17 protein-coding genes and 1 pseudogene are annotated in these 21741 nt (G+C 46.1%); 6 read left to right on the top strand and 12 right to left on the bottom strand.

Features of this window, described 5'->3' with window-relative positions; translation table 11 throughout:
• Window position 1 precedes the first annotated feature (1 nt).
• From aroK to D5I41_RS09090, 5 genes and pseudogenes are all read right to left on the bottom strand, one after another.
• Window positions 2-520 carry a shikimate kinase AroK gene (gene aroK / locus D5I41_RS09110; RefSeq protein ID WP_119009542.1) on the bottom strand — a complete coding sequence of 173 codons (519 nt, stop codon included), beginning with the start codon at window positions 518-520 and terminating at the stop codon, window positions 2-4.
• A gap of 150 nt (window positions 521-670) precedes the next feature.
• Window positions 671-1627: pseudogene (locus tag D5I41_RS09105) on the bottom strand (type IV pilus secretin PilQ); the annotation flags it as partial.
• Between the two features lie 181 nt (window positions 1628-1808).
• Window positions 1809-2369 (bottom strand): type 4a pilus biogenesis protein PilO, encoded by a 561-nt coding sequence (locus tag D5I41_RS09100; RefSeq protein ID WP_119009540.1) that lies wholly within the window; start codon window positions 2367-2369, stop codon window positions 1809-1811.
• A complete protein-coding gene (locus tag D5I41_RS09095; RefSeq protein ID WP_119009539.1) occupies window positions 2366-2911 on the bottom strand; it encodes a PilN domain-containing protein in 546 nt (181 codons plus the stop codon). The genes D5I41_RS09100 and D5I41_RS09095 overlap by 4 nt, the downstream gene beginning before the upstream one ends.
• Window positions 2908-3576 (bottom strand): hypothetical protein, encoded by a 669-nt coding sequence (locus D5I41_RS09090; protein ID WP_235868899.1) that lies wholly within the window; start codon window positions 3574-3576, stop codon window positions 2908-2910. Before D5I41_RS09090 ends, D5I41_RS09095 begins: the two co-directional genes overlap by 4 nt.
• A 315-nt stretch (window positions 3577-3891) precedes the next feature.
• Here D5I41_RS09090 and D5I41_RS09085 point away from each other — a divergent pair, with 315 nt between their 5' ends.
• Complete coding sequence (locus tag D5I41_RS09085; protein WP_119009537.1) at window positions 3892-6534, top strand: penicillin-binding protein 1A; 2643 nt, start codon at window positions 3892-3894, stop codon at window positions 6532-6534.
• A 45-nt stretch (window positions 6535-6579) separates the two neighbouring features.
• Here D5I41_RS09085 and oxyR read toward each other — a convergent pair whose 3' ends face one another.
• On the bottom strand, window positions 6580-7464 hold the full coding sequence (oxyR, locus tag D5I41_RS09080) for a DNA-binding transcriptional regulator OxyR (protein WP_119009536.1): 885 nt from the start codon (window positions 7462-7464) through the stop codon (window positions 6580-6582).
• A gap of 139 nt (window positions 7465-7603) precedes the next feature.
• Here oxyR and D5I41_RS09075 point away from each other — a divergent pair, with 139 nt between their 5' ends.
• Complete coding sequence (locus D5I41_RS09075; protein WP_119009535.1) at window positions 7604-8332, top strand: glutathione peroxidase; 729 nt, start codon at window positions 7604-7606, stop codon at window positions 8330-8332.
• Between the two features lie 146 nt (window positions 8333-8478).
• Window positions 8479-9930 (top strand): dihydrolipoyl dehydrogenase, encoded by a 1452-nt coding sequence (locus D5I41_RS09070; RefSeq protein WP_119009534.1) that lies wholly within the window; start codon window positions 8479-8481, stop codon window positions 9928-9930.
• A 63-nt stretch (window positions 9931-9993) separates the two neighbouring features.
• Here the strand turns inward: D5I41_RS09070 and D5I41_RS09065 are convergent, their stop codons facing one another.
• The 5 genes from D5I41_RS09065 to argC form a co-directional block, all read right to left on the bottom strand.
• The gene (locus D5I41_RS09065) at window positions 9994-10341 is read right to left on the bottom strand and encodes a RidA family protein (protein ID WP_119009533.1); all 348 of its coding nucleotides are present in this window, start codon (window positions 10339-10341) and stop codon (window positions 9994-9996) included.
• 243 nt (window positions 10342-10584) lie between these two features.
• Entirely contained in the window at window positions 10585-12459 is a 1875-nt protein-coding gene (gene argH, locus D5I41_RS09060) for an argininosuccinate lyase (RefSeq protein WP_017029425.1), read from the bottom strand.
• 53 nt (window positions 12460-12512) lie between these two features.
• Window positions 12513-13727: an argininosuccinate synthase gene (locus tag D5I41_RS09055; RefSeq protein WP_119009532.1), complete on the bottom strand. Its 1215-nt coding sequence runs from the start codon at window positions 13725-13727 to the stop codon at window positions 12513-12515.
• A gap of 77 nt (window positions 13728-13804) precedes the next feature.
• Window positions 13805-14587 (bottom strand): acetylglutamate kinase, encoded by a 783-nt coding sequence (gene argB / locus D5I41_RS09050; RefSeq protein ID WP_119009531.1) that lies wholly within the window; start codon window positions 14585-14587, stop codon window positions 13805-13807.
• Between the two features lie 21 nt (window positions 14588-14608).
• Window positions 14609-15628: an N-acetyl-gamma-glutamyl-phosphate reductase gene (gene argC, locus D5I41_RS09045; protein WP_119009530.1), complete on the bottom strand. Its 1020-nt coding sequence runs from the start codon at window positions 15626-15628 to the stop codon at window positions 14609-14611.
• 131 nt (window positions 15629-15759) lie between these two features.
• Here argC and argE point away from each other — a divergent pair, with 131 nt between their 5' ends.
• From argE to D5I41_RS09030, 3 genes are all read left to right on the top strand, one after another.
• A complete protein-coding gene (gene argE, locus D5I41_RS09040) occupies window positions 15760-16923 on the top strand; it encodes an acetylornithine deacetylase (RefSeq protein ID WP_119009529.1) in 1164 nt (387 codons plus the stop codon).
• Window positions 16924-17103: 180 nt separating this feature from the next.
• The gene (gene ppc / locus D5I41_RS09035) at window positions 17104-19734 is read left to right on the top strand and encodes a phosphoenolpyruvate carboxylase (RefSeq protein ID WP_065209398.1); all 2631 of its coding nucleotides are present in this window, start codon (window positions 17104-17106) and stop codon (window positions 19732-19734) included.
• Window positions 19735-20120: 386 nt separating this feature from the next.
• Window positions 20121-20651, top strand: coding sequence for a PadR family transcriptional regulator (locus tag D5I41_RS09030; RefSeq protein ID WP_017029419.1), 531 nt, complete (start codon window positions 20121-20123; stop codon window positions 20649-20651).
• Between the two features lie 65 nt (window positions 20652-20716).
• On the opposite strand, the gene metF is transcribed toward D5I41_RS09030, so the two are convergent.
• Window positions 20717-21616 (bottom strand): methylenetetrahydrofolate reductase, encoded by a 900-nt coding sequence (metF, locus tag D5I41_RS09025; RefSeq protein ID WP_119009528.1) that lies wholly within the window; start codon window positions 21614-21616, stop codon window positions 20717-20719.
• Between the last annotated feature and the right edge of the window lie 125 nt (window positions 21617-21741).

Raw genomic sequence — 21741 nt, 5'->3', positions numbered from 1 at the left:
ATTAACGCTCTTCCAACATTTTAACGATCTGATTTGCAACTACTTTTGCGCTCTGATCATCAGTTTTAACTGTGTAGTCTGCAACTTCTTCATACTGTGGGTTACGCTGTGCAGCCAAAGCCTCAAGAACCTCACGAGGCTCATCAGTTTGCAGAAGCGGACGCTTTTTATCGCGGTTAGTACGAGCAAGTTGTTTTTCGATAGTAGTTTCTAAATACACTACTACACCACGTGCAGATAGACGGTTGCGGTTTTCTTTACTCATTACTGAGCCGCCACCAGTCGCAAGAACGATACCCTGTTCTTGGGTAAGGTCGTTGATAACACCCTCTTCACGCTTACGGAAGCCTTCTTCGCCTTCCACATCAAAAACCCAAGCGATATCAGCGCCAGTGCGGTCTTCGATTTCAGTATCAGAATCAACAAACTCCATGTGAAGTTGTTGTGCTAGGTGTCTACCTATTGTGCTTTTGCCGGCGCCCATTGGGCCAACAAGGAAAATATTACGTTTCTCAGCCATGTTCAGCAGTATATTACAACGTTAAAGTCAAATTACATCGCCATCTCTGTCACTGCTATAAAAGTCAGTGTTGATGAGTGGCGCCAAGTTCCTCACAGATGAATCGTGATAAGACCCGAAATTATCTGGATTTGCCATCAACAATGCAAATTATATTTTATCTTTTTTTGGAAACAGGATGGAAGGCGTGACAAATATCAGCAACTCACTACGCCCAAACTTGTCAGAAGTGCGTTTAAAAAAACGCCCAAGCCAAGGAATATCAGATAGATAGGGCACCTTCTCCACATTGCGAGTGATGGTTTTCTGATAAATCCCACCTAACACTATGGTCTCACCATTATTCACTAAAACTTGCGTTTGAATACGCTGGGTATCGATGGCCACAGATTCACCGATCCCCGTTTTCACCACTTGGCCTGGTCTATCTTGGGTAACATGCAGATCCAGAACCAACTTATTGTCCGGTGTAATTTGAGGCACCACCTTTAAACTGAGCACCGCTTTTCTAAAGGATATGGATGTGGCGCCACTCGAAGCTGCCTCTAGATAGGGGATCTCAGACCCCTGCTCAATATAAGCTGGCTGCTTATTAGTGGTGATGAGTCTAGGGCTAGAGATAATTTCCGCTCGTGATTCAGCTTGAAGAGCAGAAAGCTCTAGATCTAAAAGAGTGTCAGAGCCTAGCTTTGCCAATTGAAAGGCTAAAGTTGACGCGTTCGGGTTAGCAAGACCTAGATTTACATTTAAATGGTCCTCAAGTTCCACGCTGCCCCTTGATGCCTCAATACTTGGGGTGATTTTTGAGTCGACATTGATATTAGTAAAGCCCCATCGCACCCCTATCTCATCCAGCTCACCCTCATTAATGGTCACTATTCTGGCTTCTATTTGGACTTGCTTAACAGGGATGTCGAGCGAGTCGATGATCTCGGTGATTCGTAGCAGATTGTCAGGGTGATCGTAAATTAATAGAGCATTGGTTCTTTCATCCACTGCAATCGACCCAAGCTCAGAAACCGTGCCTACCCTGCGGTGATGATCGAGAATAGAGGCGATATCCGATGCCTTAGCGTATTTAATCGCAAACAATTGAGATTCGAGTTTGATCGGCGGGTTTACTGTTGGTAAGTCAGACTCAGAGAGTAATAACGATAGTGGGACTTCCTCAAGCACGACGGGTGACGGTTCTGCTTGGTCATCTAATGAAGAGAACCATTGAGGCTCGGAAGCCAAAGAAAGTGGTCCGAAAGATAAGGTGATAACGAGTAAATAAATCAAGCGCATATTATTGTAACTCTGCGCTTTCAACTATAAAAAAGCTCAGCCTTAATCGTCCATCAATCTCTGTCGTATCAACAGAGTGCCGAGAAAGACTCAATTCCTTAAAGGTAACTATTTCAGAAAAGCGAAGACATCTTCTCAAGAACTGCGCTATCTCAGAGAAGTTTCCTTTAAGGTCTACCACTAAATGCTGGCTATGCTGCTCTTGCTCCCACTGCCAAGATGATACCTCCATTGATGAATCAGTCAGACCTGATGATAGGTAGTTAAACACAACAGTTTTGGATTGCGGCTTAGGTACAAAGACAGCTAGCTTTCGATACCTATCTCGATAATCAATTTTCTGGTCATCCAGCTGCTTCATCTTTCTCAGATACATAAGGTGGCTTTGCTGTTGCAAAGCAAGTTCATCGAGTAGCTGCGCTTGAATGACCTTATTGTGTTGCCCAAACACCCCCCAAAGGATACCTCCAATAATAACGCCCATAGTAAGGCCTAAGGTATTGACCCACTTTGTAGGAAGCTGGAATAAACGTCGCCAATCATAAAACAGCAGCCAACTCACAATGGATCACTGCCTAGCTGGAATGAAATTTTGAACTGATTTGAACCTTCGCCTTTTTCGGTCATTATTGGCATCAACTGCTCAATTTGTAGATTCTTTACCTGAGCCTCACGGCCTAAGCTATCGATAAATGGCCTCAACTGATAAAGAGCCTCGACACTTCCTTCTATGACGCATTCTTGCATCAGACAATGAAGCGCTAGCAAGCTGACACCCTCTATTGAAGATTTGTCTGGCAACACATCGATAGGTAAAGGTAACTGTCTGAGGCGTTGCTGGGTTTGCAATCGAGCAAGCTTCTTTTGCCATAGCGCTTGCTCGTTGTTCTCCTTGATTTCATTTGCATAAATTTGCTTTACCTTGGTTACTTCTAATTGAAGGGCTTTCAACTCAAACTCGAGATTGTGTTGATACTGCCGCTCCAGAAAAGAAACGGCTATAAACCCTAGTATGATAAGTAAACTTGGCACACTAACTCGAGTGAAGAACCTCCACTTCTGCTGATGTGCTTGTCGCTCTCTCCAGGAAAGTAGGTTAATCATTGAGAACCCTTAGACCAACAGTAAGCGCCCATTGCGCACGCTAGCGCTGGATAACAGCTAGCAAACGAAGTCAAACCTTTCACACTAGGGGTAAGCGACGCATCAACTAAATTGATTTCTGGGTTATGGATGAACAACTTATTGAGCTTAGCAATCCTATCTGCAGCCCCATAGACCAGCAAAGTTACGCTCTCCTGATCCGTATCGGCTGATAAGCTGGCAAAGGTATGAGTTAGGCTCTGAAAAAACTCAGATAGACTCTGCTTTGTAATATCAAAAACCATTGGCAGGCTTTGTTGATTAAGTGATACCACCACCATTCGACCCTCGGTTATTTCGATAAAACCATCCGCCTTATTTTCATTAGGTAACTCAAGCTCTTTGCTCAATGCCTGCAGATCAGTCAATACCCAGCCCACAACATCTACCGATAATGCACATCGTTGCAACAAGCCAGTAAGTGCTTCCTTTTTACCAATGTAGAGCTCAAGCTTCTGTTCACCATTAATAACCTCGCTCATTCTGTAATCGTGTACCAATTCCTCCTTGATAATGGCGCTAGAGAGCTGCTCCTGAACCTGTAATACTGTCTCGTCTTCGGATAACGATGCATTTATTACAGAACTTTTACTTAACACCTCTTCAAAATTAAGGCTTATTGACACACAATTTCGCCATCTAGGTAACCTCTTTTTTAACTTTGCCCATGCGCTTTTCCAGTCTTGTTTTTCTTCGCATAAAAAAGTGAAGGAAGCGTCTATTTTCCAGCCAGTTTTGCGACGGCGGATCACGACACAATCAAGCTTATTTTGGCGCACCGAAATGCCGGAAAACGTGGAATAAAGCATACAAATCCCTATTAAATGCGATAAAGATCAAAAATATAGGTAGCAGGGTAAAAAAGGAGTTACACTAAGTTATTGTTTACGCTCGTTATAAAACTGAGCAAATTTCAATCTTCCAAAAACAAGGAAACTTGGGTGAAGTTCATAAAGATTACATTGGTCCTTGCACTGGCTTGCATAGTTCTTGGGCTGGGTACAATTTTTGGTTTTTATTACTATCTAAAACCACAATTGCCAGATGTGGCAACGTTGAAAGATGTTGAACTACAGACACCGATGCAGGTGTATACACACGATGGAAAACTGATTGCTCAGTTTGGTGAAAAGCGCCGTATTCCTCTTACATTGGACGAAATACCGCAAGAGTTAGTCGATGCGGTTATCGCCACCGAGGACAGCCGTTTCTACGAACACTTTGGTTTTGACCCAATTGGTATTACCCGCGCCGCAATAGCTGTTATCTCAACAGGTTCTGCCAGCCAAGGTGCAAGTACTATTACCCAGCAGTTAGCCAGAAACTTCTTCTTGTCCAACGAGAAGAAAATAATGCGTAAAATCAAAGAGATATTTATCGCAGTTCATATTGAGCAACTGTTGACTAAGCAAGAAATCCTTGAGCTTTACCTGAACAAAATTTACCTAGGACACCGTTCCTACGGTGTTGGTGCTGCGGCGCAGGTTTATTTCGGTAAAGAGCTGAAAGATTTGAGCCTAGGTGAACTTGCTGTAATTGCAGGTCTACCTAAAGCGCCATCAACCATGAACCCAATCTACTCTATCGATCGTGCAACCACCCGTCGAAACGTAGTGTTAGGTCGCATGCTAAGTGAGAGAAAAATCACTCAGGCGCAATTTGATGAAGCCCGTGCAGAGGATCTAACTGGCGAAGCGCACGGCGCAGAGATTCAAGTACGTGCACCCTATGTAGCAGAGATTGCTCGTGCATGGATGGTGAAGAAATTTGGTGAAGAAGAAGCGTACACCTCTGGGATGCGCATCTACACAACCGTTGATTCGAAACTTCAAAACGCTGCCAATATCGCCGCGGTGAATAACCTTGTTAGCTACGATGAACGTCACGGTTATCGCGGTGAAGAAAAGGTTGTCTGGGAACCCTCTGCGACAGCAATGGACCAAGATGAAATTCAAAGATACCTTCGTTCTCAACCTAGCTATGGCGCTATGCGCCCAGCAGTCGTCACCAAAGTAGAAGGCAAAACCGCTCAGGTATTTGTAAAGAGTCATGGCTACCAAACCATAGAATGGGATGGCATGAGTTGGGCTCGCCGCTACAAAACAGATGAAAGGCAAGGCCCCGCACCAAAAAGTGCTTCTGACATTATCGAAGTGGGTCAGCAAGTGTGGGTTCGTCCAACCGATATTGCACGCGCTTTAACACCTGCCCCTACCACTGAGGCAGAGGAAGAAGTGGCAGAAGAACAACAACCTATCGTGTGGCGTTTAAGCCAGATCCCGAATGCAAATACGGCGATGGTGTCCATTGAACCTACATCAGGTCGTGTTACCTCTCTGGTCGGTGGCTTTAACTTTGTACATAACAAGTTTAACCGTGCCACTCAGTCTCTACGTCAGGTGGGCTCTAGCATCAAACCATTCATCTACTCTGCGGCAATTGATGATGGTATGACTCTAGCGACCTTGATCAACGACGCCCCTATCAACCAATGGGATGAAAGTGCAGGTACGGCATGGCGCCCTAAGAACTCGCCACCAACCTACCTTGGACCAACACGTCTTCGTATCGGTCTTGCTCAATCAAAAAACGTAATGGCGGTTCGTGTATTGCGCTCAGTAGGTCTTGACGATACACGTGACTACCTCACTCGATTTGGTTTTGCTAAAAAGAATACTCCGCGCTCAGAGACTATAGCTTTAGGTGCTGGTAGCTTAACGCCGGTACAGATGGCGCAGGGCTACTCAGTATTTGCCAACGGCGGCTACTATGTAGAGCCTTTCTACATTGAACGCGTTGAAAACCCTTACGGTGAAGTGCGCTTCGAAGCAAACCCAACGGTTATCTGTAAAAAGAACTGTGACAACGAGTTAGTAAGCGATGTTTCTGAGTATGCAGAAAACAAAGACATTGAGCTTACTGAGCTGACCAATGAGGAAGGCGAAAAGGTAGAATCGGTAGACGACACGCCTCGCTATGCACCTCGAGTTATCACACCACAAACGGCATTCCTCGTGCGTGAAATGATGTACAGCAATGTTTGGGGTGGCGGTAATTGGTCTAAAGGTACTGGCTGGAACGGTACAGGTTTCCGCGCTCAAGCCTTAAAACGTCGAGATGTTGGCGGTAAGACAGGTACTACCAACTCTTCGAAAGATGCTTGGTACAGCGGCTATGGTCCAAACGTAGTTGCGGTAACTTGGGTGGGCTTCGATAGCCATGATCGTAACCTTGGCCGTAGTGAGAGAAACTCTAACCTAGGTAAGAGTCAGGTTTCTGGTGGTGAAGCCGGCGCTCGAACCGCTCAACCAGCATGGGTCGACTTCATGAAGGTGGCGTTAGAAGATACACCCGTACAACGCAAGCGTGTACCACGCAAGATTATTCAAGCACGTATTGATCGTAGCTCTGGATTACTGACTCAAAAAGCAGATGAAACGTCTCGCTTTGAGTACTTCTTGCAAGGCACAGCGCCAACTGAATATGAGCCAGACAATTCGAGCAATAGCCTATACGGAGACGATATTTTCTCCAGTGGCGCCTCAGATGATGAGGACAGCGAAGACAGTGGAAGCTTGTTCTAACGAACAGTAATAAAGACCCGGCTCATTTGGCCGGGTCTTTTCTTTTTAGTTCAGGCAATCTGAAATGTAGCGAGCCAAGGATTCAAACCGTGGTTTGAACGGTGAGCCTGGGCGATAAGCCAACACTAACTTGCGACACGGCGTTGGGTTTTCCGCCGGAATATAACTCACCCCATCTTTAGATTTTTCATGGGGCACGGCAAGCTCAGGCAATAAGGTAATACCACTGCCTGCTGCAACCATATTCCTTAAGGTTTCTAAGCTGGTTGCCTTAAATCGCTGATCGTCTTCAGCACCAGCGGCAAAGCAGTATCCTAGTGCTTGATCTCTCAAGCAGTGCCCATCCCCTAATGAAAGCACGGTATTGCCATTGAGTTTCTGCATATCAAAACTCGATAACCCTCCCCATGGATGATTCTCAGGAACCGCAATCATCAATGGCTCTTCGTAGATCTCAAGTTCCTTAAAATGCTCCGTCTCCTTAACTGCCGCCAAGATAAGGCAGTCTAACTTCCCTTCTTCTAACTGCGCCACCAATTGATGGGTTTGCGCTTCATACAGGAACAACTCTAGATCAGGGAAGTCTTGTTTTATCTTCGGGACAATCAACGGCATCAGGTATGGACCTACTGTAGGAATAAAGCCTATATGTATCGGCCCCTCCATCGAATCTCCCTGTGCACTCGCCATCTCAGTGAACTGCTTTACCTCTGCCAGTATCTTCTTGGCCTGCTCCACCAACAAGAGTCCAGCATCAGTAAACAACACCTTGCGGCTACTACGCTCCAATAAGGCGGCGCCTAATTCATCTTCTAGCTTGCGGATCTGTCCACTCAAGGTTGGTTGACTGACAAAACATGCCTCTGCGGCTTTTCGAAAGTGCTTATGCTCAGCTAAAGACACCAAGTATTCAAAGTCTCTAATGTTCATCTCTTTGATCTCGATAAGATTAATCTATTGAAACCATAGCATCAAACGATTATACCTATCAAAAGAAATCGCTAATAATGGCTCCAACAAAACAGAAAAGGGCTACGTCCCTAACTTAAATATTTAAAAGGACATTACTATGTTTGCATCTAAAGAAGGTCAGCCTGTACCACAAGTTACATTCCCAGTTCGTGTTGGTGACGCATTCACTCAAGTCACCACTGATGACATCTTTAAAGATAAAACCGTTATTGTATTCAGCCTACCAGGCGCGTTTACTCCAACATGTTCATCTAGCCATCTACCTCGATTCAACGAGTTGTTCCCGGTATTCAAAGAGCACGGCGTTGATGAAATTGTATGTGTATCAGTCAACGATACCTTCGTAATGAACGCTTGGAAAGAAGACCAAGAAGCAGAAAACATTCGCTTCATCCCGGATGGTAACGGCGACTTTACGGATGGTATGGGTCTGCTAGTTGATAAAAAAGAACTAGGCTTTGGCAAACGCTCATGGCGCTACAGCATGCTGGTTAAGAACGGCGTTGTAGAGAAAATGTTCATCGAGCCAAACGAGCCAGGCGACCCGTTCAAGGTTTCTGATGCAGATACTATGCTGAACTACATCGCACCTGATTACAAAGTTCAAGAATCAATCACTGTATTTACTAAGCCAGGATGTCCTTTCTGTGCAAAAGCGAAGCAAAACCTTATCGACAAAGGTCTTCAGTATGAAGAAGTTGTTTTAGGCAAAGATGCAACGACGGTTTCACTACGTGCCATCACTGGTCGCTCTACCGTGCCACAGATTTTCATTGCTGGTAAACACATCGGTGGTAGCGAAGAGCTAGAGACATACCTAGCGTAAATATTTCGTTCATATAGAACGAAATCAATAGAAGGCCCGCTACACAGCGGGCCTAGTTGATATACCCAAGTGATATTAAGCCAAGCTGATCTAGATATGAGTTAACACTTGGTTATATGAACTAATACAGATTTTTAGGGGGTTTTATGAAGACATTGAACGTCGACGTAGCGGTAATTGGTGGTGGTACAGCTGGCCTTGGCGCTTATCGTGCTGCGAAAGCTCACACAAATTCAGTCGTGATGATTGAAGGTGGCCCTTACGGTACAACCTGTGCACGAGTAGGTTGCATGCCTTCTAAGTTGCTGATTGCAGCGGCTGAGAGCGTCCACCAGATTGAGAAAGCACCGCAATTTGGTGTGCATCCTCAAGGTGATATCCGTATTGATGGCAAGCAGGTTATGCAGCGCATTAAGAGCGAACGCGACCGCTTTGTTGGGTTTGTTCTAGAGAGTGTCGATGAGATCCCTGCGGAAGACAAAATTCGTGGTTACGCACAATTTATTGATAACTCGACATTAGTTGTAGACGGTCACACACACATCAATGCACAGCGCATTGTCATTGCGACAGGTTCAAGACCCGCTTATCCAGCGGTTTGGAATGAACTAGGCGATAGACTGGTCATCAATGATGATGTCTTCGATTGGGATGACCTTCCTCAATCAGTGGCTGTATTTGGTCCAGGCGTGATTGGCCTAGAGCTAGGTCAGGCTCTGCACCGCTTAGGCGTTGAAGTGAAGGTGTTTGGTGTAGGCGGGCAAGTTGGCCCACTAACCGACCCAGAAGTAATGGCATACGCAGATAAAACCTTCCAAGAAGAGTTCTATCTGGATGCTGATGTAAAAGTAGAGAGAATGGTTCGCAATGAAGACAAAGTTGAGATCGACTTCATCAACCGCTCGGGTGAAACAGAACGCTTTGAAGTGGATTTCGTTTTGGCTGCTACTGGCCGTCGCCCGAATGTTGATAGTCTAGGGTTAGAAAACACCCCGGTTGAACTGGATGCGAAAGGTGTACCCACTGCTGACCCATACACAATGCAGACCTCGGTAGAGAACATCTTTATCTCGGGTGATGCAAGCAACCAGATCCCATTGCTTCACGAAGCGGCAGATCAAGGACGTATCGCTGGCGATAACGCGGGACGCTTCCCTGATATCAGAGCAGGCTTACGTCGCTCGACTATATCGGCAGTATTCAGTGATCCGCAGATTGCAATGGTGGGTGAATCTTTCCGTCAAATCTCACAGCGTCTGGGCACTTGTGGCTGCTTTGAAACAGGAACCGTATCCTTTGAAGGCCAAGGCCGCTCTCGCGTTATGCTACGCAACAAGGGCATCTTGAATGTCTATGGTGAGCAAGGAACTGGACGTTTCTTGGGGGCGGAGATGATGGGACCCAACGCAGAGCATTTAGCACATCTACTTGCTTGGGCGCATCAGAACAAGATGACCATCTCTCAAATGCTGGATATGCCTTTCTATCACCCAGTGATCGAAGAGGGTGTTCGAACCGCATTAAGGGACCTAAACGCTAAACTGCACCTAGGCCCAGAGATGATTAAGCATTGCCTAGACTGTGGTCCTGGCTGTTAATCACCCAATTTGAATCGATCTAGCCTGCGACATTTTTCTTTCAACAAGTGTTGCAGGCTTTTTTTATTTTTCAGCGGCAATCACTGAAATTTCCACCAGCAAGGCATCTCTTGCCATATCCGCAGTCACGCAGGCTCTCGCCGGAGCATGCCCTTCTGGAACCCATGCGTCCCACACTGCATTCATCTCTTGAAAATATTGCATATCTTTCAGATAGATAGTGGCTGAAAGCATATGCTCTTTATCACTACCTGATTCTAGCAATAGCTCCTCAACCTTATCCAACATGGTTTGGGTTTGTTCCGTGATGCCTTGAGTTGCATCTGCACAGACCTGACCACAAAGGTAAATCGTACCGTTGTGCTTTACGATGCGACTCATGCGCTGTTTGGTTTGTTGGCGTTCAATCATGAGGTGTTGCTCTCTTTAAAACAAAAAATGCATTGTAAGGAATATTTGAGCCGAAAGGATAGGCATTTGATGTCAAAAAGAAGGGATTTGAGAAGTGGACTGCATAGAAAACAAAAGGCCCCTGAACTATCTCTGTTCAAGGGCCGTCTTAGAAACTGTCTAAGAAAAGCAGTGGTACAGTAATAGACCCAGCCCTTCCAAATGAGTTCCTTTTAATTTCAATTTTTCGAGCTTTGGTATTGCTTAAGCCACATTCACTTTAACGATCACTTGCTCATTAAGATTGAATTCAAGAGCCACCTCATCACAAGCGTGCTGACGAGGGCATTGCTCACAGTCTTTGAGTACCTTCTCAGGCAACAGCATCTTCGAGGTAGGGATAAAGCTGTGCTTCATAAAGAACTCTGGTGTACGAGTCAGTACAAAGACCTTCTTAATTGCCATTTGACGCGCACGATCAACTAGGTGCTGCACGATAGCAGTGCCCTGCCCTTGACCTTGCCAGCCAGCTTCAACACCAAGAGAGCGAATCTCAGCAAGTCCTGAGTCATAGACATACAAGGATGCACAACCCGTCACTTCACCATGATGCTCAGCTACCGCAAAGGAGCCGATATCGCGAATAAGCTCGCTACGGTTACGAGGTAGGTTCTCACCAAGGCCAGCCCAGTAAGCCACCATACCTTCTAGGGTATCGATATCCGTTAAACGAGCCGCACGCACTTTCACGCCAGAGGTGTCTCTTTGCTCTAAACGTTGCTGAGCTTGATCTACTGCGTAAGCGACTTGTGTTGGACTCACGCCACCAAGAGCAGAACGTTTTTCAAGACAAGAATCTATGGTCAGAATATCGTACACATCATTTTCAATGACCTCTGAGAACTGTTTCAGCTCTTCGAGGGTAAGTTCTTCCAGCGCACAGCCCTTAGAAATAGCGGCAACAACTGCTACGCCTACAATATGGTGCGCCTCACGGAATGGTATGCCTTTCGCAACTAGGTAGTCTGCAAGCTCAGTTGAGTTAGCATAACCTTGCTTAGCGGCCTCAAGCGTGCGCTCACCGTTAACCTTGATTCCCTCAAAGCACAGTGCTGCCATCTCCATGCAGTCATTCCAAGTATCTAAGGCGTCGAATAGGCCTTCCTTGTCTTCTTGCATGTCTTTGTTGTAAGCCAGTGGCAGAGCCTTAACCGTCATCATCATGCCAGCCAAAGAGCCGTACACACGACCACACTTACCACGAATTAGCTCTAGTGCATCAGGGTTCTTCTTCTGAGGCATCAGTGATGAACCTGAGGTCACTGTATCAGCTAATTCAATAAAATTAGATTCGCCAGAGTTGTAGAAGATCATATCTTCAGCTAGGCGAGATAGATGCAGCATAGAGAGTGATGCAATAGACATTAGCTCCATCACATGGTCACGATCTGATACTGAATCTAAGCTGTTACGGGTGGCGCGACGAAAGCCAAGAGAATGAGCCAGCTGCTCTCTATCCATTGGGTAAGCGGTACCCGCAAGAGCGCCAGAGCCTAAAGGACAAGTATCAAGGCGCTTGATAGCATCGCTTAATCTTGAGTAATCGCGCTCAAGCATCTCGACATACGCAAGACACCAGTGAGCAAATGTCACTGGTTGTGCACGTTGTAAGTGCGTGTAGCCAGGTAAAACAGTACCTTGATGTTGCTCAGCGACTGAAACCATCTTGGTTTGCAGCTTATCAAGAGCAATCAGCAATTGGTTGCCTTGCTGACGACACCAAAGTTTTAGATCCGTAGCTACCTGATCATTACGAGAACGACCGGTATGCAATTTTTTACCGAGATCGCCCACCTTACCGATAAGCTGCTGCTCTACCCAAGAGTGGATATCTTCAGCGTCAGAATGGAGGATCTGCTCTGGATCCTCCATCACTTCAAGCTTTAACTCATTAAGAGCCAGTTCAAGCTTCTGCTGTTCTTCTTCGGTCAGGACATCAACAGAATGCAGAGCCTTAGACCAAGCGATCGAGCCTACAATGTCTTGCTCAGCCAATCGGTAATCAAAGCGAAGTGAATCGTTGAACTGTTTAAACCGAGTGTCTGCTGCTTGGGTAAATCTACCGCCCCATAATGCCATTGTTTTCTCCTGAAATTCCTTGGTCTAGTGCTTACTGTATTCTATTTTTGACGCTATTTCTTTAGTTCGTTAAGAGCGCGGATTCTGCTTGAAAGCGAGTACAGACGGATAAAGCCTTCCGCATGACTCTGGTCGTACACTTCATCTTCGCCAAATGTAGCAAACTCTTCCGAGTAAAGGCTATTGTCAGAACGCTTCTGAATGACAGTTGCGTGCCCTTTGTACAATTTGATAACCACTTCACCGTTAACATCTTGAGCTAGCTCTTCTGTAGCCGCAAGAATTGAGCTACATAGCGGAGTAAACCAACGGCCATCGTACACTAGGTGAGAGGCTTTAACGCCCAACTCTTCACGAAATTCAAAGGCGGCTTTATCAAGTACCAGTTGCTCTACTGCTCGCAGCGCTTCCATGATGATAGTGCCACCAGGAGTTTCGTAACAGCCACGAGACTTCATGCCCACAAGACGGTTTTCAACGATATCGATACGGCCTACGCCGTGTTTAGCACCTTTTTCATTTAGGTAAACTAGCGCGTTGTATGGCGTCATTTTCTCGCCATCAATCTCAGTCACTTCGCCTTTTTCAACCTTAACGGTCACCGTCTCTGACTCGTTTGGCGCTTGCTCTGGATCTACTGTCCATGCCCAGCAATCTTCGTTTGGCGCATTCCACGTATCTTCTAACACGCCGCCTTCTGTTGAGATATGCCATGCGTTTGCATCACGAGAGTAGATCTTGGTCAGTGATGCAGAACAAGGAATATTACGCTCAGCAAGGTAGTCTAGGCACTCTTCACGACTCACTAGATCCCACTCACGCCAAGGGGCAATCACATGAAGATCGGGCGCTAGAGCGGCAAACGCGCCCTCAAAGCGAACTTGATCATTACCCTTACCAGTACAACCATGACACAGTGCATCAGCACCCACTTTACGGGCCACTTCTACCTGCGCTTTTGCGATGATAGGACGAGCCATCGACGTACCTAGCAGATATTTACCCTCATAGCATGCACCTGTCTTAAGGGTTGGATAAATGTAATCGGCAACCATCTCTTCTTTAAGATCAGCAATGTAGCAAGAAGATGCCCCTGAAGCTTTGGCTTTCTCTTCAATGCCTTGTAGCTCTTCTTCGCCCTGACCTACATCAGCAACGAATGCAACAACTTCACAGTCATAGTTTTCTTTAAGCCAAGGAATGATTACTGAAGTGTCCAAACCACCTGAATAGGCAACGACAACCTTATTTACGCTTACTTTGCTCATAATAAATTCTCCGATAAGTAGGAAGGCTGTTCTTGCAACATCCCTAGTAATTTCCGTTCACTAAATGTAAATGCCTGTTATTCAGGCTGAAAAAGGGTGCCAACGTTTTGCCCTGCAAATAGTTGGTCTAATTTTTCTGGGTATCGCCACGAGGCTACTTGAATAGGTCGGCCCAAATCGCTTGCAGCTTGCAATGCAGCTTGAACCTTAACGATCATTCCATCGGTGATGACTTGTCCTTGAATCAATGCATCAGCTTGTTGTTCATTGAGACTCTCTAGCAGATGGCCTTTGCCATCGAGCACTCCACTTACATCCGAAAGCAGAGCCAGCTCGGCATCCAGTGCACCTGCTACAGCAACCGCAGCTTGGTCTGCGTTAACGTTCATCATTTGACCGCTATTGGTTAGACCAATTGAGCTGATGATAGGCAGTGTATTCGTCGCCAAAATCCCTTGCAATAGGCTTGAGTCTCCCGGAGCTGCTTTGCCTACCGCGCCAAGCTCAGGATCCAGTTGCTCAACCTTACACAATCCACCATCAGCTAAGCACAAACCAATGGTTTTTAAGCCTGCCTTGATCGCCTCACCTTGCAACATTTTGTTAGCGGTACCCGCTAGTGCACCCGCAATAAGGGGGATCTGCTCAACTGGCGTGACACGCAATCCATTTTTCTTGGTAGAGGTTAATTGCAGGCTGTTTAGCAACTCATCCACTAAGTAACCACCACCGTGCACAATCACGATTGAACGCTGAGACTGTTGCGATGCTAGCTCAATGGCCTTAAACAATTTAGATAGCGTTTCACTGCACTCCAGTGCTGCCCCACCTAATTTAATGACTAATGGTAATGTGCTCATAGCTAGTTCCTTTGCCATTGATTAAAACAACGCCGTTGTTTCTGGGAATTGGTTACGAATATTCAAACACTGCATCGCCTGTGAAGATGCACCCTTCAATAGATTGTCGATAGCAGATACCACGATTAAATGAGAGCCTTTAACGCTCCAGCCGATATCGCAGAACGGGGTATGCTCTACATCCTGAATCTTTGGCATTACTTGGTGTTTTAGTCTTACCAGTTGCGCATCGCCATACGCTGCTTCAAATGCTTGCTCAACCTGCTCAGCCGATACACCGTCAGCCAACTTAATGGTGATGGTCGCTAGGATGCCACGCTTAAAGTTACCTAGGTGCGGAGTAAAAATAACCTCCTGACCTAAATGGCTGGCAATTTCCGGTTGGTGACGATGAGTAAATATGCCATAAGCCTGCAAGCTCACTTCACAGAAGCTGTTAACTTGGCTCGCTTTGATGCCAGCACCTGATACACCGCTGACCGCATTAATAACAGGCCACTGATGAGAGTCTACCAACCCAGCTTCCAGCACTGGCTTAATAGCCAACTGTGAAGCAGTGGGATAACAGCCCGCCACAGCAACAAGATCGGTTTGCGCAATCTGCTGTTTGTTCCACTCCGCTAGGCCATACACGGCATTATCAAGCTCTGTTGGGTGCTGGTGCTCAAAGCCGTAGTATTCTGGGTAGAAACCTTCAGCCTGAACTCTGAAAGCACCCGATAAATCAAATACCTGGCAATCTTGAGCTAGCAACAATGGCGCTAGGTCGTGACTTACCTGGTGAGCCGTAGCAAGGAAAACCACATCGACCGATTGAGCCACTGCTTCTACATCTTCTAGAGGCAATAACGGCATATCAATCTTACCTAGTAGCTTGCCATGTAACTGACTTATAGGCTTATTTGCGTCTAGGCTGTTGGCTGACACGTACAAACCTGATAGCGTGAGGCTAGGATGTTTAAACACCATATTTGCGAGTTCAGCGCCTGTATAGCCGCTAGCTCCGATAATCGCTACTTTTAGTTGTTTTTCGTTACTCATCAACCGACTCTGCATTTTTGATTATAAATGTAATAAAAATTGCTTATTTTGCTTTTTTATTCATTTTTTGTGACTTAGTATGTGTTTTAACCTTTCGTTAGTTATCTGTCAATAGTGGATACGAAGATAATATGCCAATACCTAAATTTGTTGATATTTACCAAGGCTTGATAAGCACCTCCTCCATTAGTTCAAGCGACCTGAAATGGGATGAAGGTAACGCTCAAGTTATCGCTAAACTGGCCACCTGGTTTGAGGACCTAGGCTTTACCGTCACCACGGAAGAAATAGAGCCGGGCAAGGTAAACCTGATGGCTCAATTGGGTAGCGGCGAGGGAGGACTTCTTCTCGCTGGACACACGGATACTGTGCCCTTTGATGAAGGACGCTGGAATTTCGACCCACATCAACTGACGTTGGCGGATAATCGCTACTACGGTCTAGGTACTGCGGACATGAAAGGCTTCTTTGCCTTTATTCTTGATGCGGTAAAGCAGATGAAAGCCAGTGGCACTGATTGGAGCGCGCAAACCAAGCCCCTATATATTCTTGCTACCTGTGATGAAGAAACCACTATGCTCGGGGCAAGGCATTTTACCAAAGAAGCGCCATTTAAGCCTGACTACTGCATCATCGGCGAGCCAACTAGCTTAGTACCCGTGCGTGGTCATAAAGGGCATATTGCTAACTCCATTCGTATCACAGGTAAATCAGGGCACTCCTCTGATCCTGCCTTAGGTATTAATGCCATTGAAATCATGCATGAGGTGATGTATTCGTTGATGCAATTAAAACAGCGACTGGTAAAAGATTACCATCACCCTGGCTTTGCCATCCCAAGCCCTACGCTAAATCTTGGGCATATTCATGGTGGTGATAGTGCCAACCGTATCTGTGGCTGCTGTGAACTGCACTATGACCTTAGGCCTTTGCCAGGTTTAAGCCTTGAGAGCCTTGATCAGCTTCTTCAAGAGTATCTACAGCCAATTATGCAAAAGTGGCCGGGTCGCTTGGATATTACGCCTCTGCACGAGCCAATACCTGGTTATGAGTGCAGCGCTGAGCATCATTTTATTCATCAGATGCAGGACATTTGCGAAACAGAATCTCAAACCGTCAACTATTGCACCGAGGCGCCGTTTTTACAGGAGTTGTGCCCGACCTTAGTCATGGGGCCAGGTTCTATCGATCAAGCTCATCAACCTGATGAGTATCTCAGCTTAGATTTTATTGACCCAACGATTGCAATACTCAAGAAATCCATAAATCAGTACTGTTTTTCAGACAAACCGTAACAATTTGTGAAATAAACTTTCAACACTAAGTTTACAAAAACCAGCGGTTATGATTGAAATCAATTTCAATGCTGGTTTTTCAAACAATTTTGTTCAAAGTTTGACTCTTGCCCCTTTTCTTGGATAGATTGGATACCAACTCAAGGAACGGTATGTAATTTATTTACGAGGCTCAATGTAATGAACAAGAAATATTCTGCACTCACAAGTAACGTTAAGATGCTTGGCAATCTACTTGGCAGAACCATCAAAGATGCCCACGGAGAGGACATTCTCAACAAAGTTGAGACCCTTCGTAAACTGTCCAAATCAGCTCGCAGTGGCAACCAAGAAGATCGACAAGCCCTAATCAATGAGATTGAAAACCTGCCGGATGATCAATTCATTCCTGTCGCTCGCGCATTCAACCAATTTTTGAATCTGACTAACATCGCCGATCAGTACCACACTATTTCTCGTCATTGCGAAGAGCAGGTTTGTGAACCCGATGTCATTCAAACCCTTTTCAGCAAACTGAACTCTCAAGACATCTCAAAAGCTGAAGCGTCAGAGGCCATCAACAACCTCAACATCGAATTGGTATTGACGGCTCACCCGACTGAAGTGACGCGTCGTACCATGATCAACAAGCTTCTTAAGATAAACGATTGTTTATCTAAGCTAGAGCTTAGCGATATCGGCCACTCTGAACGCGTAAAAACAGAGCGCCGCCTGGAGCAACTGATTGCTCAAAGTTGGCACTCAGACGTTATTCGCCAGCAGCGCCCTACCCCTCTTGATGAGGCTAAATGGGGTTTTGCGGTAGTAGAAAATTCTCTTTGGGAAGCCATTCCAGACTTCTTACGTGAGTTGGACGACCGTGTCTCAACACATCTCGATGAGCGTCTGCCTATCGATGCTCGCCCAGTACACTTTTCTTCATGGATGGGTGGTGACCGAGACGGCAACCCATTTGTCACTCACAACATTACTCAAGAAGTATTGTGGTTATCTCGCTGGAAAGCGGCAGACCTTTATCATGCAGACATTGAAGAGCTGATCACTGAGCTTTCAATGACCAAATGCAATGAAACTGTACGTGAGCTTGCTGGTGACAGCCATGAACCGTACCGTGCGATCCTTAAAGAGCTTCGTACTCTTCTGAGCAACACTCAGCAAGTGATCGACGCTAAGGTGTTAGGCTCTACGGTTCCTAATCTACCAATCCTTGAAAGTGCAGATCAGCTTTGGAACCCGCTACACACCATCTACACCTCTTTGCATGAGTGTGGCATGGGTGTAATTGCAGAAGGTTCACTGCTTGATACCCTGCGACGCATCAAGTGTTTCGGTGTGCATCTCGTTCGTTTGGATATCCGTCAAGAAAGCACGCGCCACTCAGATGCATTATCTGAAGTGACTCGCTTCCTTGGTCTGGGTGACTACGACCAATGGAGCGAACAAGACAAGGTTGCATTCTTAGTTAAAGAGCTAAGCTCTAACCGCCCTCTTATCCCGCACAACTGGGAGCCGTCAGCTGAAGTTAAAGAGGTGATTGACACCTGTAAGACCATTGCTGAACATCCAATTGAAGCCTTTGGTGCGTATGTTATCTCAATGGCGCGCACAGCCTCTGATGTACTAGCCGTTCACCTACTGCTTCGCGAAGCAGGCTGTAAGTTCCGCCTAGGGGTTTGTCCTCTGTTTGAAACACTGGATGACTTGAACAACTCTGAAGCGGTTATGCAGCAACTGTTCAATATCGACTGGTACCGTGGATTTATCCAAGGCGAGCAGATGGTCATGATCGGTTACTCTGATTCAGCGAAAGATGCGGGCGTTATGTCGGCTGGTTGGGCTCAGTATGACGCGATGGACAAGCTGGTTAAGGTGTGTGACGCACAGAATATCGATCTGACTCTATTCCACGGTCGTGGCGGTACTATCGGTCGTGGTGGCGCTCCTGCGCACGCTGCACTGCTGTCTCAGCCACCAAAAAGCTTGCAAGGCGGCCTACGTGTAACAGAGCAAGGCGAGATGATTCGCTTTAAGCTGGGCCTTCCTCAGGTAGCGGTAAACAGCCTAAACTTATACGCCAGTGCGATTCTAGAAGCGAACCTGCTTCCACCACCAGAGCCGAAGAAAGATTGGCGTGATCTCATGGAGGTGCTATCACAGGTGTCTTGTGAGGCCTATCGTGGCGTTGTTCGCGGCGAACCTGACTTTGTTCCTTACTTCCGTGCAGCTACACCAGAGCTTGAACTAGGCAAGCTGCCTCTAGGGTCTCGTCCTTCAAAGCGTAACCCAAATGGTGGCGTTGAGAGCTTACGTGCTATTCCATGGATCTTCTCCTGGAGCCAAAACCGTCTGGTACTTCCAGCGTGGTTGGGTGCCGGTGAAGCCATTCAATACTCAATCGATGAAGGCCACCTTGAACTACTAGAAGAGATGTGTCGTGAGTGGCCATTCTTCTCTACACGCTTAGGTATGCTGGAGATGGTGTACTACAAGTGCAGTATGGATATCTCCAAGCTTTATGATGAGAAGCTGACAGACCCATCTTTATGGCGCCTAGGTGAGAGCCTACGTACACAACTGCAAAAAGACATCCAAGCGGTGCTAAAGGTTGAGAACAACGAGAACCTGATGCAAAGCGACCCATGGGGCCTTGAGTCAATTCGTTTGCGTAATATCTACGTAGATCCATTGAACATGCTTCAAGTGGAGCTTCTTAAGCGCACAAGAAAAACGGAAGAAAATAATCCTGACCTAGAAGAAGCGCTTATGATCACAATTGCAGGCATTGCTGCTGGTATGCGCAATACAGGCTAATTGTTCAACCGCATATTGTGATAGCTATCCTAGCCCCATCTCTATTTGAGGTGGGGCTTTTTTTCGTCTTTATGATCCAGTTGGCAATATGAGACTAGAAGCCGTAAACATGTTTTTGTAATACTTATTTTGCGTTAATCTAACGTTACCAAATCATAGTAAACTGCTAGCTTATAGATAGGGCATCTTGGGTTTCAACAACAAAATCAGAGACACAATATCCCCTGTCTATTGAACATAATAAAATCAATTTTCTCAGGTGAGAATGGCTTAAAAGGTAATACATGCGCTCAAGGAAATCTTGAGTGGCTCGCACTCTTCAATTAAGACCAATATAGAGTCAGATCGGTGCGTTGTTTTTTATATGCAGTATATGGAAGAAAAACATGTCATTACCACACGTTATATTGACCGTACTAAGCACACGAGATGCTACCGGTTACGACATTACAAAAGAGTTTTCTTATAGCATCGGTTATTTCTGGAAAGCCAGCCACCAACAGGTTTATCGTGAGCTGAACAAGCTGGCCGCAAATGAATTAGTGACTTGTGAGTTGCAACCTCAATCAGGAAAACCAGATAAAAAGATTTACTCCATCACAGAGCTCGGCCGCGAGGCTCTAGCTAAGTGGTTTGATCAACCTATCTCACATCCAACGGTGCGAGATGAGTTTGCCGCTAAACTTTACGCTTGTGAAGTTCAGCCTGCGGAAGGTTTTTCAGACCAGCTGCAACATGCACTAAATGACTCTCGTAAACTGGTTCAGTTCTACAAAGAGATCGAGGGTACCCATTACTCCGATACTCGCCTTTTGAACCAAAAAGAGAAGATTGAGCGCCTGACACTGCGCCGCAACCTTCTTACTCGCGAAGCGTGGAATGAATGGGCAGAAGAAGTGCTGGGCGAGATTGCTTAGCTGATAAACAAAAGGACCTAGCACATTATGCACTAGGTCCTTTGTTTTTATTTGGTTTATAGAGTTTAAACAGCGACTTGCTGAGGACGAACACCCAGTGTATGGCAAAGCGCGTAAGTCATTTCAGCACGGTTTAGAGTGTAGAAGTGGAAGTCTTTAACCCCTTCTCGGCTCAAAGTACGCACCATATCAATCGCTTGACTTGCACCTACTAACTGACGAGTTGTTGGGTCATCATCTAGACCTTCAAACTGCTGCGCCATCCAGCCTGGTACCTTCACATGATTCATCGCCGCAAAGCGCGATGCCTGCTTGAAGTTTGATACTGGTAGAATGCCCGGAACGATCTCTACATCAATACCTGTTGCCGCACAGCGGTCGCGGAATCGAAGGTAGCTCTCTACATCAAAAAAGAACTGTGTGATTGCACGGTTTGCGCCTGCGTCGACTTTACGCTTCAGGTTCAATAGGTCTGCCTGTGCGCTTTTTGCTTCAGGGTGAACCTCAGGAAAAGCCGCTACCGAGATATCAAAGTCATGGCGTGATTTCAGCAGCTCAACAAGGTCTGATGCATACATATCAGGATGACCGCCACCCGGCGGAATATCACCTCGCAGTGCAACGATACTCTCAATGCCATTCTTCCAGTAATCATCAGCAATAGTGATCAACTCTTCACGAGAAGCATCAATGCAGGTTAAGTGCGGAGCCGCAACCAAACCCGTTTGGCTTTTGATTTCCTTGATGATGGAGTGGGTACGGTCACGCTCACCAGAGTTTGCGCCATAGGTTACGGAGACAAATTTAGGTTGCAGGGTTTTAAGGCGATGCACAGAGTTCCACAGAGTCTCCTCCATTTTTTCACTACTCGGAGGGAAGAACTCAAAAGAGACATTAATGTTGTCGGAAAGCTCAGCGATATTTTGATTCAATGCATCGATGTGGCTTGCGTGTGTGTATCCCATATTTATTCTCCCTGTGCGTCAGCACAATCTCATAACTCTGAACGTTTAGACGTCTATATGTCTAGATAATGTAAATTTATGAGGGGGATGTCAACAAAAATTCGTGCAAACTTTGAGTGATTTTT

The organism is Vibrio superstes (assembly GCF_003569005.1).
Lineage (GTDB): Bacteria > Pseudomonadota > Gammaproteobacteria > Enterobacterales > Vibrionaceae > Vibrio > Vibrio superstes.
The sequence above is the reverse complement of the archived record's forward strand: the minus strand, read 5'-3'. Positions and strand labels throughout refer to the sequence as shown.

Excerpts from the sequence above, each read along its gene's own strand:
- aroK (WP_119009542.1), bottom strand. The coding sequence starts at position 520 with ATGGCTGAGAAACGTAATATTTTCCTTGTTGGCCCAATGGGCGCCGGC.
- D5I41_RS09095 (WP_119009539.1), bottom strand. The coding sequence starts at position 2,911 with ATGATTAACCTACTTTCCTGGAGAGAGCGACAAGCACATCAGCAGAAG.
- oxyR (WP_119009536.1), bottom strand. The coding sequence starts at position 7,464 with ATGAACATTAGAGACTTTGAATACTTGGTGTCTTTAGCTGAGCATAAG.
- D5I41_RS09075 (WP_119009535.1), top strand. The coding sequence starts at position 7,604 with ATGTTTGCATCTAAAGAAGGTCAGCCTGTACCACAAGTTACATTCCCA.
- D5I41_RS09070 (WP_119009534.1), top strand. The coding sequence starts at position 8,479 with ATGAAGACATTGAACGTCGACGTAGCGGTAATTGGTGGTGGTACAGCT.
- D5I41_RS09065 (WP_119009533.1), bottom strand. The coding sequence starts at position 10,341 with ATGATTGAACGCCAACAAACCAAACAGCGCATGAGTCGCATCGTAAAG.
- argH (WP_017029425.1), bottom strand. The coding sequence starts at position 12,459 with ATGGCATTATGGGGCGGTAGATTTACCCAAGCAGCAGACACTCGGTTT.
- D5I41_RS09055 (WP_119009532.1), bottom strand. The coding sequence starts at position 13,727 with ATGAGCAAAGTAAGCGTAAATAAGGTTGTCGTTGCCTATTCAGGTGGT.
- argB (WP_119009531.1), bottom strand. The coding sequence starts at position 14,587 with ATGAGCACATTACCATTAGTCATTAAATTAGGTGGGGCAGCACTGGAG.
- argC (WP_119009530.1), bottom strand. The coding sequence starts at position 15,628 with ATGAGTAACGAAAAACAACTAAAAGTAGCGATTATCGGAGCTAGCGGC.
- argE (WP_119009529.1), top strand. The coding sequence starts at position 15,760 with ATGCCAATACCTAAATTTGTTGATATTTACCAAGGCTTGATAAGCACC.
- ppc (WP_065209398.1), top strand. The coding sequence starts at position 17,104 with ATGAACAAGAAATATTCTGCACTCACAAGTAACGTTAAGATGCTTGGC.
- D5I41_RS09030 (WP_017029419.1), top strand. The coding sequence starts at position 20,121 with ATGTCATTACCACACGTTATATTGACCGTACTAAGCACACGAGATGCT.
- metF (WP_119009528.1), bottom strand. The coding sequence starts at position 21,616 with ATGGGATACACACACGCAAGCCACATCGATGCATTGAATCAAAATATC.